Origin of the sequence: Streptomyces sp. SYP-A7185 (assembly GCF_046103685.1) — a bacterium.
In the GTDB taxonomy this organism is placed as follows: Bacteria; Actinomycetota; Actinomycetes; order Streptomycetales; family Streptomycetaceae; genus Streptomyces.
Genome location: NZ_CP122310.1, coordinates 3456525 through 3471260 on the forward strand (window position 1 = coordinate 3456525; position 14736 = coordinate 3471260).

The following is a 14736-nucleotide window of genomic DNA, read 5'->3' on the forward strand; positions in this document are numbered from 1 at the left end:
GGCCCGTTTCAGGGGCCCGTTTCAGGGGCCCGTTTCAGGGGCCCGTTTCAGGGGCCCGTTTCAGGGGCCCGTTTCAGGGGCCCGGATCAGGGGCTCCCTTTGTCCGTGTTGCCCCCCTAAGGGGCCGCCTGAGGTGCCGGAACGCCCGCCGGGACGCGATCGGGCGCGGGCGGTGCCGCCGGGTCGATCGTGAGGGCGAGGACCGTGGCGACCAGGGCGCTCGCTCCGGCGAGGCCCGTCGCCAGCTTGCGGCGCGCCTGGAGGGTGGGGCCGAGAGCCGGGCCCACGGGTTTGCGGTGACGTCCCACGTCAGCCTCTCTCAGAAGGTGAAGCACTCGGCATGGATGCGCTCCTGGGGCACCCCGGCCCGTACGAGCGCGGTGTGGGCGGCGGTGGCCATCCCGGGCGGCCCGCAGAGATACACGTCGTGCTCGGCGAGGTCGGGGACGAGGTTGCGCAGGGCCTGCGGGGCCAGTGGGTCGAAGGAGGCGTCGGAGCGTCCGAGCAGGTAGTGCAGCCCCGCTCCCCTCCGCCGGGCTATCTCCTCCAGCTCCTCGCGCAGCACGAGCTGCTCCGCGCTGCCCGCCCGGTAGAGGAGGGTGAGGTCCCCCGGCCCGCCGGGCAGGGTCTCGAACAGGGCCCGCATCGGAGTGATCCCGACCCCGCCCGCGAGCAGCAGCACCTTGCGGCGCGTACGCCGGTGGGCGGTCAGGGCCCCGAAGGGGCCGGTCGCGAGCACCCGCGTCCCCGGCTTCAGGCGCCGCATCCGCCGCGTGTGGTCGCCGATGGCCTTCACGGTGATCCGCAGGGTGTCGTCGCGCACGGGCGCGGACAGCGAGAACGGCAGCGCGGTGCGCCAGAGCCTGCGCCGCAGGAAGCGCCAGCGGAAAAACTGTCCGGGTTCGGCCCGCAGTTCGTCGAGCCCGATGCCCTGCATGACGACCGACACGACTCCGGGCCCCTCGTCGCGTACGTCGATGACGCGCAGGCTGTGCTTCAGCGCCTGCCGCACGGGGACGACGACGCGGTACCAGACCAGCAGCACCGCCACCGTGGCGTGGAGCATGGACCACACCCACACCGTGAGGATGCTGCCCGCCACGTCGGGCCCCGCGAGCTGGTGCACGAAGGCGAGCGCCACGCTCAGGTACGTCAGCAGGTGCACGGCCCGCCAGGTCTCGTGCGGGACCCGGCGCCGCATCGCCCGCGCCGAGGTGACGCCGACGGCCACGAGCAGGGAGGTGCCGGCGGCGGCCAGGGCGAGGCCCGGGTAGCCGAGCAGGTCGAGGGTGGCGTTGAGGAGGTCGGTGTCGGTGTGGGCGGCGTATCCGCACAGGGCGAGGAGGGCGTGGCTCAGGCAGAGGGTGAGGACGTAGCGGCCGCCCAGGGCGTGCAGCCGGGCGAGGCGGTCGGCGCCGACCCCGTGCTCGACCGCGGGGACGCGGGCCATCAGGAAGAGCATGACGAGGACGCCGTAGCCCGCGAGGAGTCCGGTGAGGTGGGCGCCGGTCGCGAAGAGCACGTCGAGCCGGGCCGACGGTTCGGCCTGCACGGCCCAGAGCGCGGTGACGGCGAGGGCCGTGCCGAGGATGCCGTTGCGGAGGGCGGTGGGGGTGATGCGGAGCGGGGGAACGGGGGTGGCGGCGGTGCGCGGGGCGGTCCGTGAGGCTGTCCGTGGGACGGTCCGTGAGGCGGTCCGTGGGGGCGTCTTCGGCATCGGGGGGATGCTGGGCCCCTCGGTCTGCCGCAGGTAGGCGGACAGCGCGGGGTACGCGTCGAGTCGGGGTTCGGCTGCCTCGGTGGTCACTGCGGCAGACTAGGCGCGACGCGAGAGCGAAAGCCGCTGGTCAGGCGGATACAGCTGATCCTTAAGGCCGCCTTGAGGATCGCCTCAACGGGGGTTAAGCCGGTGCGGGGCGCGCGTCGCGTGGTGCGTGTCGCTTGTGCTTGCTGGCACTTCCTGGTTCCTCTCTCTGCCGTCTGCGGGCGGCCGTGGGTTGCTGCGGAGCCGGTGCGTGTACGGGTGCGGGGCCGCGCCGGTATGTCCGTCCTCGCTATCGTCCGGTGGCCGTGTCGCTGCTTCGGCACCGGAGCGACAGGAACCGTGCTCCGGGCAGACATACCGACACGTCCCCTCCCGAGCGTCGCCGACTGCGGCCGAGCACAGGTCGGATGCGGGGCAAACGGGCGGGTGGGCGGAAAGGCCCGTTCGGCAAGGGTCGGACGCGGGGTGAACGGGCGGGTGGGCGGGAAAGGCCCGTCCGGCAAGGGTCGGACGCGAGGTGAACGGGCGGGTGGGCGGGAAAGGCCCGTCCGGCGAGGGACGGATGCGGGGCAAACCGCGGGTGGGTGGGAAGGGCCCGTCGGCGACCGAAGGCCACCGGCCAGCCCCCTCACACCCCGCCCCGGCCCCCGCTGAGGGCAGCGTTCCCCCCGGGAAACAGTCAGGATGCGGCCGGGTAACACCGCCCCCGCACGCTGCCGTACATGACCCATGCGACCCCGGACCCCGCCAGCGGCGCCAGCTCCCCCTCCCACGTAGTGGTGATCGGCAGCGGCCTCGCCGGCGTCCGGCTAGCCCAACGCCTCGGGGCAACCAACAGCACCACCGGCACCACCCCCAGCACCGAACGCCCCGGAGTAACCCTCATAGGGGACGACCCCCACCCCCCGTACAACCGCGTACTCCTCGCCGACGTCCTCTCCGCCCGCCTCACCCCGGACCTCGTCGCCCTGCCCCCCGTCCCCGGCAACTTCCTCCGTACCCGCGCCGTCCGCGTGGACCGCGCGGACCGGCTGGTGCACTGCGCGGACGGCAGCGTCGTCCCGTACGGGACCCTCGTGCTGGCCACCGGTTCGAATCCCGTCCTTCCGCCCCTCCGCGGCCTCTTCGAGCCCGGCGCCACCGAACTCCCGCGCGGCGTGCACGCCTTTCGGACCATGGACGACTGCCTCGCCCTGTCCGAGGCCGTGCGGCCCGGCACAAGCACAGGCACCCGCACAGACACCCGCACCGGCACAGCCACCCACACAGACCCAGGCCCACCCCCACCCCCACTCCCACCCCCAGCCACCCGCGTAGTCGTCATCGGCGGCGGCCTCCTCGGTGTGTCGGCGGCCCGCGCCCTAGCCGTTCGCGGCGCCCAAGTCGTCCTCACCCAGCAGGGCGACCGGCTCATGGAGCGGCAGCTCGACCCGGCCGCGAGCGCGCTCGTCCACCGGCACCTCACCGCACTCGGCGTGGAGGTGCACACCGAGTGCCGCGTGCGCGGAGTGCGGCAGCGCGACGGAGCCGTACGGTCCGTGGAGCTCGCCGACGGCTACGTCCTCGGCACCGACCTCACCGTCCTGGCCTGCGGGGTCCGCCCCCGCACGGGCCTCGCGCAGGCCGCGGGCCTGGACGTGCGCCGCGGCATCGTCGTGGACGACGAGCTGCGCACCTCCGACCCGCACATCCGTGCCATCGGCGACTGTGCCGAGCACTCCGGCGAGGCCCGCTGCCTCGCCGCGCCCGCCCTGGAGCAGGCCGACGCCCTCGCGGACGCCCTGCTCTCGCCGCGCGACGCACGCCCCTACTCCGGCACCCGCGCGCTCACCCGCCTCACCCTGCACAACGGAAAGTCCGGCTCCGCTCCCCTGGACCTGGCGGCCTTCGGCGACCCCGAGCACCGGCCTGACGACGACGTCGTGCAGCTCGCGGACGCCACCCGCGGCACGTACCGCAAGGTCGTCGTGCGCGAGGACCGGCTCGTCGGCGGCGTGCTGCTCGGCGAGCTGGCCGCCGTCGGTGCGCTCGCCCGCGCCTGGGAGGCCGACGAGCCGCTGCCCGACGACGGCAGCCCCCTGCTCCACCTGCTCACCTACGACGGAGGCCTCTGAGATGCCCACGGACACCCCCCGCCACGGCGGGCACGACCACACCATCGTGCTGGTCGGACACGGCATGGTCGGCCAGCGCTTCCTGGAGGCCATCGCCGCCCGCGGGCTCACGGACACGCACCGCGTGGTCGTCCTGTGCGAGGAGCCGCGGCCCGCCTACGACCGCGTCCAGCTCACCTCGTACTTCGCGGGCCGCACGCCCGACGAACTCTCCCTCACGGACCCGGAGTTCATCGAGAAGCACGGGATCGAGCTGTATGTCGGCGATCCCGCCGAGACCGTCGATCGTGACGCGAAGACCGTCACCGCGCGCTCGGGGCAGACCTTCGCCTACGACACCCTCGTCCTCGCGACCGGCTCCTTCCCCTTCGTGCCGCCCGTGCCGGGCAAGGACACCACCGGCTGTTTCGTCTACCGCACCATCGAGGACCTGCTCGCCATCGAGGAGTACGCGAAGACGTACGCCACGACCGGCGCCGTCGTCGGCGGCGGGCTGCTCGGCCTGGAGGCGGCGGGCGCGCTGCGCGGCCTCGGACTCGCCACGCACGTCGTCGAGTTCGCGCCGCGCCTGATGCCCGTACAGGTCGACGAGGGCGGCGGCGCGGCCCTCCTGCGCACCATCACCGGCATGGGCCTGACCGTCCACACGGGTGTCGGCACCCAGGAGATCGTCGCCACGGACGGCGCGGTCAGCGGGATGAAGCTGTCGGACGGCAGTGAACTCGCCACGGACCTGGTCGTGTTCTCCGCCGGTGTCCGGCCCCGCGACCAACTCGCCCGCGACACGGGCCTTTCGGTGGGCGAGCGCGGCGGCATCACCGTCGACGAGCAGTGCCGCACCAGCGATCCGGACGTGTACGCGATCGGCGAGTGCGCCCAGGCCTCGGACGGCCGGGTCTACGGACTCGTGGCGCCCGGCTACGAGATGGCCGAGACCGCCGCGGCCGCGATCGCCGCAGAGGAGTCGAGCTTCACCGGCGCCGACCTCTCGACCAAGCTGAAGCTGCTCGGCGTGGATGTCGCCTCCTTCGGCGACGCGCACGGCGCGACCCCGGACTGCCTGGACGTCGTCTACTCGGACTCGCGCTCGGGCACGTACAAGAAGCTGGTCATCGGGGCGGGCGGTGAGCTGCTCGGCGGCGTCCTGGTCGGTGACGCGGAGGCGTACGGCGTGCTGCGGCCGCTGACCGGGAGCGTGCCGCCGGTCTCGCCGGAGCAGCTGGTGCTGCCCGCGGGCGCGGGCGGCCCGGTGGCGATCGGCCCGTCGTCCCTGCCGGACTCGGCGGTCATCTGCTCCTGCCACAACGTCACCAAGGGCACGATCCGCGGCGCGGTCACCGAGCACAGCTGCACCACCGTGCCCGAGGTGAAGAAGTGCACCAAGGCCGGTACGGGCTGCGGCAGTTGCGTGAAGGTCCTCGGCCTGCTCGTCGACGACGAGCTGGAGGCGTCGGGCGTCGAGGTCGACAAGGGCCTGTGCGGCTGCTTCGCCCAGACCCGCCAGGAGCTGTACGAGATCGTCCACACCCTGGGGATCACTTCGTACCGCCGGCTCCTGGACTCCCACGGCCGTGAGGACGCCCGGGGCACCGAGGGCTGCGAGACGTGCAAGCCGACGGTCGGTTCGATCATCGCCTCGCTGGCCCCGACGATCGGCGCCGACGGCTATGTCCTCGAAGGCGAGCAGGCCTCGCTCCAGGACACGAACGACCACTTCCTCGCCAACCTCCAGAAGAACGGCTCCTATTCGGTGGTGCCGCGCATTCCCGGCGGCGAGATCACCCCGGACAAGCTGATCGTGATCGGCGAGGTGGCACGGGACTTCGGGCTCTACACGAAGATCACCGGCGGCCAGCGCATCGACATGTTCGGTGCGCGTGTCGAGCAACTTCCGTTGATCTGGACGCGGTTGGTGGACGCCGGGTTCGAGTCGGGGCACGCGTACGGGAAGTCGCTGCGGACGGTGAAGTCGTGCGTCGGGCAGACCTGGTGCCGCTACGGCGTGCAGGACTCGGTCCGGATGGCGATCGACCTGGAGCTGCGCTACCGGGGCCTGCGCTCCCCGCACAAGCTGAAGTCGGCCGTGTCCGGCTGCGCCCGCGAGTGCGCGGAGGCCCAGTCCAAGGACTTCGGCGTGATCGCCACGTCGAGCGGCTGGAACCTGTACGTGGGCGGCAACGGCGGCGCCACCCCGCGCCACGCGGACCTGCTCGCACAGGACCTGTCCGACGCCGAACTGGTGCGCCTCATCGACCGGTTCCTGATGTTCTACATCCGTACGGCGGACCGCCTGGAGCGGACCTCGACGTGGCTGGAGCGCATCGAGGGCGGCCTGGACCACGTACGGGACGTGGTCGTCCACGACTCGCTCGGCCTCTGCGACGAGCTGGAGGCCCTGATGGCCGACCACGTCGCGCACTACCGCGACGAGTGGTCCGAGACCATCAACGACCCCGAGCGCCTGGCGCGGTTCGTGTCGTTCGTGAACGCGCCGGACGTCCCGGACCCGACCGTGAGTTTCGTCCCGGAACGGGACCAGATCAAGCCGGACCTGCCGCTGCTGTCCATCGGCTCCCGCCCCCGCGACCTGGAAGGTGCCGCATCCTGATGAGCATTCAACTCCGCCTGGCCGACGACTGGTTCGAGGTCTGCGACCGTACGCTGCTCCAGCCGGGCCGGGGCATCGCCGCCCTGCTCCCCGACGGCCGCCAGGCCGCCCTGTTCATCGACCGCGCGGGCCGTGCGTACGCGATCGACAACCGCGACCCGTTCACGGGCGCCGCGGTGCTCTCGCGCGGCCTGCTCGGCGCCGCCGCGGGCCGGCCGTTCGTCGCGTCGCCGCTCCTGAAGCAGCGGTTCGACCTGGAGACGGGCCGGTGCCTGGACGACGACTCGGTGGCGGTGGAGACGCACCGGGTCAGGCTGGCGTAGCGGGAACACCGCCGAATTACTTGACCGGGCGTTCCAGTATTACGTACTGTCTCCTCGTGGCCAGGACCAAGGAATTCGATCCGGACGCCGCGCTCCAGTCGGCCCTAGAGCTGTTCTGGCGGCGCGGGTACGAGGCGACGTCGATGGCGGACCTCGTCGAGGAGCTGGGCATCGGCCGGGCCAGCATCTACGCGACGTTCGGCAACAAGCACGAGCTGTACCTGAAGGCCCTGGAGCGGTACGCGGCACTCGAAAACCCGCGCCTGCTCGCCGAGCTCTCGCAACCCGGCCCCGCACTGCCCGGCGTGCGCGCGGTGGTGCGCCGCTTCGGGAGCGAGGCATCCTCCGACGAGGGGCGCCTGAACGGCTGTTTCATCACCAACACGGCGGCCGAGCTCGGCCCGCACGACACGTCGGCCGCCCGCTGCGTCGAGCGCAGCTGGGAGTACGTCGAGACGCTCCTGCACTCGGCGCTCGTCCGCGCGCAGGCCCAGGGTGAACTCCCGGCGGACCGGGACCCGCTCGCCCTCGCGCGCCTGCTCCTGACCCTGATGCAGGGGCTGCGCGTGATCGGCAAGGCGTCGAAGGACCCGGCGCGGCTGCGGGACGCGACGGAACAGGCGCTGAGTCTGCTCGACTGAGCCGACTCGACCGAACCTGCCCGACCGAATCCGCTCGGCCGAACCCGCTCGACCGAATCTGCTCGACCGAATCTGCTCGACCGAACCCGCTCGACCGAACCCGCTCGACCGAACCTGCCCGACCGAGCTCGCTGTCTTTCCAGCTCTCCCGCCTCCCCTTCGGCGGCTCTGACCACTGCCACGGCCCGGCCCTCCCTTCTCTTTCATGCCCTCATACTGAACCGATCGTTCAAGAAAAGAGTTCCGTCATGACTTCAGCACCCCGCACCCGCTTCGCCGGCCGCACCGCCCTCGTCACCGGCGGCGGTTCCGGTCTCGGCCGCGCCATGGCGCTCGCCTTCGCCGCCGAGGGCGCGAACGTCGTCGTCGCCGGGCGCACCGAGGGCCCGCTCAAGGAGACCGTGGGGCTCGTCGAGGACGCGGGCGGCACCGCGCTCGCCGTCACCGCCGACGTCTCGCGCTCGGACGACGTCGCGGCGCTCGTCGAGGCCGCCGTCGAGCGGTTCGGTTCGCTGGACGTGGCGGTCAACAACGCGGGCGTCCTGCGCGCCGGGCAGCCGGTGGCGGAGCTGCCCGAGGAGGACTGGCGGACGATGCTCGACATCAACGTCACGGGCGTACTGCTGGCTCTCCAGGCCGAGGTCAAGCAGATGCGCACGCAGCCCGGCGGCGGGGCGATCGTCAACATCTCCTCCAACCTGGGCGCCCACACCAGCGTCCCGGGGACCATCGGCTACGGCGCCACCAAGGCGGCCGTCTCCGCGCTGACCAAGGGCGCGGCCATCGAGTACATCGGGGCCGGCGTACGGATCAACGCGGTGAGCCCCGGCGCGTCCGCCACCGGCATGTCGCTGCGCCAGGGCGAGACCGAGGCCGAGCGCGCGGAGCGGATGAAGAGCGAGACGCCGCTCGGGCGGGTGTCGTCGACCGCGGAGGTCGCGGCCGCCGTGCTGTACCTCGCCTCGGACGAATCGGCGTCGGTGATCGGCGCGGACCTGGTGATCGACGGGGGTGCCGCCGTCTGACGTACTGCCCTAGGCTCGCTCTGCCTACTCTCCGGTAGGGACCGACGTGCGCCCAAGCAGAGGGAGCTGTGTCATGACCGGTTGGAACGCGAGCGACATCCCCGACCAGAGCGGCCGCACCGCCGTGGTCACCGGCGCCAACAGCGGCATCGGCTATGTCACCGCACGCGAACTCGCCCGCCGTGGCGCCCGCGTGGTGCTCGCGTGCCGGAGCGAGGAGCGGGGGACGCGGGCGCTGGAGCAGCTGTGTTCCGAAGTGCCGTCGGCGGAGGCCGAGTTCCGGCGCCTCGACCTGGGAGACCTGGGTTCGGTACGGGAGTTCGCCGAGTCGTACGGAGACGGCGGGGTCGGCGGGGTCGACGGGGGAGGCGGCGAGGGCGGTGGGGCCGGTGAGGGCGGTGGCCTCGACCTCCTGATCAACAACGCGGGGGTGATGGCGCTGCCCTACCGGCAGACGGTGGACGGCTTCGAGACGCAGTTCGGCGTCAACCACCTGGGCCACTTCGCGCTCACCGGCCTGCTGCTGCCCCGGCTCCTGCGGACGCCGGGGGCCAGGATCGTGACGGTGTCCAGTGCGTTCCACGCTCTGGGGAACATCGACATCGGTGACCTCAACGGCGAGCGGAGCTACCGGCGTTGGATCGCCTACGGCCGCTCCAAGACGGCGAATCTCCTCTTCGTCCACGAGCTGGCGCGGCGGCTGGCGGCCACCGGCTCCGACGTGGTGGCCGCCGCGGCCCACCCCGGTTACGCGGAGACGAATCTCCAGGCCGCCGGGCCCAAGATGGAGGGACGCAAGCTCGCCGAGCGCGTGATGTGGCTGGGCAATCGCGTCCTGGCGCAGCCCGCGACGGCGGGCGCGCTCCCGACGCTGTACGCGGCCACGGCCCCGGAGGTCCGCCCCGACGCGTTCATCGGGCCCCGGGTGCTGGGCTGGCAGGGAGCGCCGGGAAGGTCCTGGCGGGCGAAGTGGACGCTGAACGACACGGCGAGCGAACGGCTTTGGGAGGCTTCGGAGAGCCTTACGGGGGTGCGGTACTCGGGGTTGAAGGGATGAGGCACCGCCTCACCAGGGGCGGCGTCACCCCGGCGGCCGTCGGCGCTTGAGGCCAACCTCGCCCCGCCCCCGTAACCGCAGCCCATGTAACCGCAGTCCCCGTAACCACAGGTCCCGTGACCACAGTTCCCGTGCTCGGCCTCTCCGACGGCGAGGACATCGTCGAGCACTGGCGCATCTCCACGGACGCCCGCCGCACCGCCGACGAACTCGCCTGACAGGCGGCACAGGGGGTTGAGCGCGCTGCGCTCGGCGGTGAGCAGGTCGCGGGTGCGGGTGCGGGTGGTGACGCTCAGGAGCTTCGTGCCGGACGCCCGCGCGCTCGCCGTCCTCGACGTGCCGCTCCACCTCGAAGACCACAGTTCCCGTGACCACAATCCACCCGCTCCCTCCTCCTCACCACAACCCCGGCCGCCCCCCCCTCCTCACCGCACCCCAGCTGCCCGCACGTCCGCCCGCACGTCCGCCCGCCCGTTCACCCCTCACCGGAACATCCGCCCGTCCGGCTGTCCGACCGCCCGCTCCTCACTGCGATCCCGAGGCCCCCTCACCGCAACCCTGACGCCTCGAAGACGCCCTCCGCGCCCTCCCCGTCCAACCGGGTCACCAGACGGCCCAGCACCTCGGACCCGGTCCGCAGCAGCCCGCACGCCCGGGCGCCCCGCGCCCCCGCGTCCAGCCGGTGCAACAGCAGCGGATTCTCCGCGAGCACCTGCGGATCCACCTCCACGCGGTTCCCGAGCGAATCGCACAGCACCAGCCGCGGGGCGATTCCCTCCCCTTGCCGTACGGCGGTCAACAGCCCCGTACAGACGTGCCGGTGCCGCAGTACCCCCCGGACCGCGAGCCACCCCGGCCCGGCGCTCACCCGTGCCGGGTGCAGGATCAGGTAGAGCAGGGCCGAAAGCCCGGCCCAGAGCACGCCCCGGACCACGTCCAGCGTGCCGCTCGCCCAGTCGATCAGGTCGATCAGCGCGAAGAGCGTGAGGGCGCAGAACACGGCGGCCCGCACATCGCCCGCCCAGCGCCGGTCGGACACCACCTCGTCCCCGACCCGCACGACTCCACCCAAGACCTCCCCACCCAAGACCTCTCCACCCGAGGCCTCTCCACCCGAGGCCTCCCCACCCGAGGCCTCTCCACCCGAGGCCTCTGTGCGCCAGACCTGCCCGCCCCACACCTCTTCACCCGGCACCTTTCCGCCCGGCACCCCGCGGCCCCCCACATCTCCGCCCCACACCTCTCCGCCGCCGACCCAATCCCCGCCCCCGGCCCCGTCCCCGTCCCCGTCCATCTCATGTCGCATGAGCGGCACCGTAAGACGGACCGCCCGCCGAGTCACCGGTCTTGACGGTCCGGATACTTCTCCCCCGCCCTCCTTGACGTACCGCTGACGCCCCGCTCCCCCGCCGTCAAAGAGCCGTGAAGATCCACGCCGTACGCGCCAAGGAGCCGCCAAGAGTGTGCGCGGCCGGTCCGGGCCCCGCCCACGCTGGGCATCGCTCAAGCGAACGAACCCGCCTGGAGGGGCCCGCCCATGACCACCGTCTCCGAGACCCCGGACATCGAGCCCCCACACACCGGCACCCCGCACCCCGAAGCCGTCAAGGACATCCGGGACGCCAAGGATGATAAGGACGCCAAAGGCGCCCCACGACCCGCCGCCGACGACGACCGCCACCGCCTCACCGCGGTGCAAGGCCTCGCCGCTCTCTCCCTGGACGCGATGGCCTCCGTCGCCTACGGACCCGAGGCCATCGTCCTGGTCCTCGCGGCGGCCGGCGGCTACGGCCTCGGCTTCACGCTGCCCGTCACGCTGGCCATCGCCGCGCTGCTCGCCGTGCTCGTCGCCTCCTACCGGCAGGTGATCGCCGCCTTCCCCGACGGCGGCGGCAGCTACGCGGCCGCCAAGACCCACCTGGGCCCCCGCGCGGGCCTGGTCGCCGCGGCCTCGCTGGTCCTTGACTACGTCCTGAACGTCGCCGTCGCGGTCACCGCGGGCGTCGCGGCGCTGACCTCCGCCTTGCCGGAGCTGTACGGCGACCGGGTGGCGCTGTGCCTGGCGGTGCTCGTCGTCGTCACCGGCGTCAATCTGCGCGGGATCGTCGACTCGGCGCGCGCCTTCATCGCCCCCACGGCGATCTTCGTGACCGCGATCCTGACCATGATCGCGGTCGGCCTCTTCCGCGCGGGCCCGGTCAGCACCGCCGCCGCCGAGGGCCACGCCTCCGTCCTCGCCGACAACGCCACGTCCGTCGGCGCCCTGCTCCTGCTCAAGGCCTTCGCCTCGGGCTGCTCGGCCCTCACCGGGGTCGAGGCCATCGCCAACGCCGTGCCGTCCTTCCGCGCCCCGCGCGTCCGGCGCGCCCAGCACGCCGAGGTCGCGCTCGGTGCGCTGCTCGGCGTGATGCTGATCGGTCTGTCCGTGCTGATCTCCCGCTTCGGACTCCAGCCCGTCGAGGGCGTCACGGTCCTCGCGCAGCTCGCGGACGCCTCGCTCGGCCACAACTGGGCCTTCTACGTCGTGCAGTTCGCCACGATGATCCTGCTCGCCCTCTCCGCCAACACGTCCTTCGGCGGTCTGCCGGTCCTGATGAGCCTGCTCGCCCGCGACAACTACCTCCCGCACGTCTTCGCCCTGAAGGCCGACCGCCAGGTCCACCGGCACGGCGTCCTCGCCCTGGCCGCCGTGTCGGCCGGGCTGCTCGTCTTCTCCGGCGGCGACACCAACACGCTCGTGCCGCTCTTCGCGATCGGCGTCTTCGTCGGCTTCACGCTCTGCCAGACGGGGATGGTGCTCCACTGGCGCGCGGCGGGCAGGCCCGCGAAGGCTCTCCTGAACGGCTTCGGCGCGGTGCTCACCGGCGTATCGGCGGTGGTCGTGACGGCCACTAAGTTCACCGAGGGCGCCTGGCTGATCGTGCTCGCGCTGCCCGCGATCGTGCTGTGCTTCGAGGCCGTGCACCGCGCCTACCGCCGCATCGGCGACGACCTGGGCCTCGGGCGCGTCCCGGAGCCTCCGCACCGCGAGCACTCCCTGGTCATCGTCCCCGTCTCGAACCTGTCCCGCCTGACCTGCGAGGCCCTGAACGCGGCGGTGTCCCTCGGCGACGAGGTGCGCGCGGTGACGGTCACCCACGCCGACCCCGAGGACCGGCGCGCCACGGAGTCGCTGCGCCGCGACTGGGAGCGGTGGAACCCGGGCGTCGACCTGGTGGAGCTGACCTCCCTGACGCGTTCGGTCGGGCGGCCGGTGTCGGCGTACGTCCAGCGGATCTACACGTACCACCCCACCACCCGCGTCACCGTCCTGATCCCGGAGGTGGAACCGGCCCACGTCTGGCAGCGCCTGCTCCAGAACCAGCGGGGCTCGGTCCTGGCCCACGCGGTCCGCCGAGACACGGACGCAGTCATCTGCCGCCTACGCTTCCGCCTCACCCCGACCCGCCCCCGGGCGCCGCACGTCAGCTCCGCACCTCGAACCGGAGAAGCGAACCAGTGAAGCGAACCGGTGAGAAGACTCCGGACGAGGACCACCCATCCGTGCCGGATGGAATGATCAGCGCTTCGACAGCAGGTCGGAACCGAGTTTGGTCACCGGGCTCATGCGATCGTAAATCGTCGGGTCGGCAAATCCCGCCAGGAATACAGCTGCCAGCATCACCGGCGCAGCAAGCTCCGCCTTTCCCAGGTTGTCGGTCCAACTGAACGGACGGACAAAGACAACCACCACGGCACCGGCGAGAATCAGCAGGGCGAGAAACCTTCGGACTGCTTTGACGACCCGCTTCCCCAGAAGCTCTCGCGCGGACACTCCGCCGGCCAGCAGCCCCCACTCTCCCTCGGCCGCATTGACGACGGCGACAGTGAACGCATCTCTCATCTGGACGAGTTCCTGTCCACCTACTGCCGCCACCGGTATCCACCGCCGCACAGAGACCGCTATACCGTCCGCGACTTTTCTGATCTCAAGATTGGCCACGCGATCCCTGGAGCGCATGGCCGTGTACCAGATCCCCTCCGCGTGTCGCGCGACGGCGTTCAGCCGATCCAAGAGTTGCTCGCGCCGAGAGGAGACCATGAACCCGTAGGAACCCACATCGCTGCCGCCGCCATTCGTATGCGGCACAGTAGATGCCTCGCGCACCTGGAGCTCAAGGAGTGCAGCAATCTCCAGCAGAGATGTCAGGAGAATCGCGCTGGACAACGAAGAACGCGTGGTGGACATGGAATTTCTGAGCATCGCCCGGCCGACTTCGATGAGGAGCAGCAAGACCGTGAGCCTGAAAAGGATCATGGCCATGGCGGACAGCATGACGCTCCCCTGCATGCCCCCGACGCCGCGCCCCGCGTAGATCTCCCAGCTCTGGATCGCAGGGTGTGCCGTAATTTCCAGTACGGAAGGAATCCACCAGCCCCTGGTCAACAGGCAGGCGAGAGCCACCCCACAGACAACCGCAGTGGCCCTCACTCGATCAAAGCGGCCCTCATTTCGATCGAGCAGCCTCCTGGCAGGTAGCACGATCAAGAAAAGGGCCAGCGCGGTGAAAACAGAAGCGTCGGACAGATCCCATGGCTCCAACCGGGCCAGTGGACCGACCAACGCCCAGCGGGCCGCGTTCCACACCAGATAAGCCACAACAACGTTCGAAATCCAACGAACCCAACGGTGTTGGCTTCGATATTCACGTATGACGGCCAGGAGCGCCTCACCGCCGTACACTTCGTACGCGGCGGCAGACACCACTGGTTCGATGCGAACACGCGTGGCCTCGTCCATGCTGGTCAGCCCACGGAGTAACCCACCCCACTCCTTCGCCATACGATCCGCTCGCCGCTGGCCGGCCTCCGGCAGATCCCTCAGCTGCGTCAGTGTCGTCCGCGAGCGATCAGGAAGAGTCCGGAGTCGGGTCAGCGCGCCCCGCACAGCACGGTTGAGTCCGCCGTCCCCGCTCACCATCCCGGAGCTCCGCTCACCGTGCCCCACGCCCCATTGGTTCCGTACCGCCCAATTCCCCGACTGCGCCTCTGCGGCCGGCCTGGGGCCCGGCTCAGGGAGCCCCGGCCGACGTCGAGTTGATGCCTGCGCCTCGGTGATCCATACGGAAGCGGCGCGAGCATGGGTCAAACACGGTACCGGCGCGCCTGCCTGACCGCACCGGTCGTTCGCCGACCGGCACGATCACATGCCGTCCCGTCGCGA

General features: G+C 71.6%; 11 protein-coding genes and 2 pseudogenes. 8 read left to right on the forward strand and 5 right to left on the reverse strand.

The annotated features are described in order from the left end of the window. Positions 1 to 116: 116 nt before the first annotated feature. Positions 117 to 308 (reverse strand): hypothetical protein, encoded by a 192-nt coding sequence (locus QBL25_RS15235; RefSeq protein WP_409057578.1) that lies wholly within the window; start codon positions 306 to 308, stop codon positions 117 to 119. 11 nt (positions 309 to 319) lie between these two features. Continuing rightward, the gene (locus QBL25_RS15240; protein ID WP_409057579.1) at positions 320 to 1807 is read right to left on the reverse strand and encodes a ferric reductase-like transmembrane domain-containing protein; all 1488 of its coding nucleotides are present in this window, start codon (positions 1805 to 1807) and stop codon (positions 320 to 322) included. 680 nt (positions 1808 to 2487) lie between these two features. Here QBL25_RS15240 and QBL25_RS15245 point away from each other — a divergent pair. From QBL25_RS15245 to QBL25_RS15275, 7 genes and pseudogenes are all read left to right on the forward strand, one after another. Continuing rightward, positions 2488 to 3879: an NAD(P)/FAD-dependent oxidoreductase gene (locus QBL25_RS15245; protein ID WP_409057580.1), complete on the forward strand. Its 1392-nt coding sequence runs from the start codon at positions 2488 to 2490 to the stop codon at positions 3877 to 3879. A gap of 1 nt (position 3880) precedes the next feature. Beyond that, on the forward strand, positions 3881 to 6487 hold the full coding sequence (nirB, locus tag QBL25_RS15250) for a nitrite reductase large subunit NirB (RefSeq protein WP_409057581.1): 2607 nt from the start codon (positions 3881 to 3883) through the stop codon (positions 6485 to 6487). Next, positions 6487 to 6810 carry a nitrite reductase small subunit NirD gene (gene nirD / locus QBL25_RS15255; protein ID WP_409057582.1) on the forward strand — a complete coding sequence of 108 codons (324 nt, stop codon included), beginning with the start codon at positions 6487 to 6489 and terminating at the stop codon, positions 6808 to 6810. Before nirB ends, nirD begins: the two co-directional genes overlap by 1 nt. Positions 6811 to 6866: 56 nt before the next feature. Beyond that, a complete protein-coding gene (locus tag QBL25_RS15260) occupies positions 6867 to 7451 on the forward strand; it encodes a TetR/AcrR family transcriptional regulator (RefSeq protein ID WP_409057583.1) in 585 nt (194 codons plus the stop codon). A 248-nt stretch (positions 7452 to 7699) separates the two neighbouring features. Continuing rightward, a complete protein-coding gene (locus tag QBL25_RS15265) occupies positions 7700 to 8476 on the forward strand; it encodes an SDR family NAD(P)-dependent oxidoreductase (protein ID WP_409057584.1) in 777 nt (258 codons plus the stop codon). Positions 8477 to 8549: 73 nt separating this feature from the next. Next, positions 8550 to 9533: an SDR family NAD(P)-dependent oxidoreductase gene (locus QBL25_RS15270; RefSeq protein ID WP_409057585.1), complete on the forward strand. Its 984-nt coding sequence runs from the start codon at positions 8550 to 8552 to the stop codon at positions 9531 to 9533. Positions 9534 to 9649: 116 nt separating this feature from the next. Next, positions 9650 to 9748 (forward strand): annotated as a pseudogene (locus QBL25_RS15275) (pantothenate kinase); the annotation flags it as partial. Here the strand turns inward: QBL25_RS15275 and QBL25_RS15280 are convergent. Next, positions 9746 to 9887: pseudogene (locus QBL25_RS15280) on the reverse strand (nicotinate-nucleotide diphosphorylase (carboxylating)); the annotation flags it as partial. The pseudogenes QBL25_RS15275 and QBL25_RS15280 overlap by 3 nt on opposite strands. A gap of 193 nt (positions 9888 to 10080) precedes the next feature. Then, entirely contained in the window at positions 10081 to 10605 is a 525-nt protein-coding gene (locus QBL25_RS15285; protein WP_409057586.1) for a hypothetical protein, read from the reverse strand. A gap of 465 nt (positions 10606 to 11070) precedes the next feature. Between QBL25_RS15285 and QBL25_RS15290 the strand changes: the two genes are divergently transcribed. Then, entirely contained in the window at positions 11071 to 13035 is a 1965-nt protein-coding gene (locus QBL25_RS15290) for an APC family permease (RefSeq protein WP_409057587.1), read from the forward strand. A 57-nt stretch (positions 13036 to 13092) separates the two neighbouring features. Here the strand turns inward: QBL25_RS15290 and QBL25_RS15295 are convergent, their stop codons facing one another. Continuing rightward, positions 13093 to 14313, reverse strand: a complete 1221-nt coding sequence (locus QBL25_RS15295; RefSeq protein ID WP_409057588.1) for a hypothetical protein — start codon at positions 14311 to 14313, stop codon at positions 13093 to 13095. Positions 14314 to 14736: the final 423 nt, after the last annotated feature.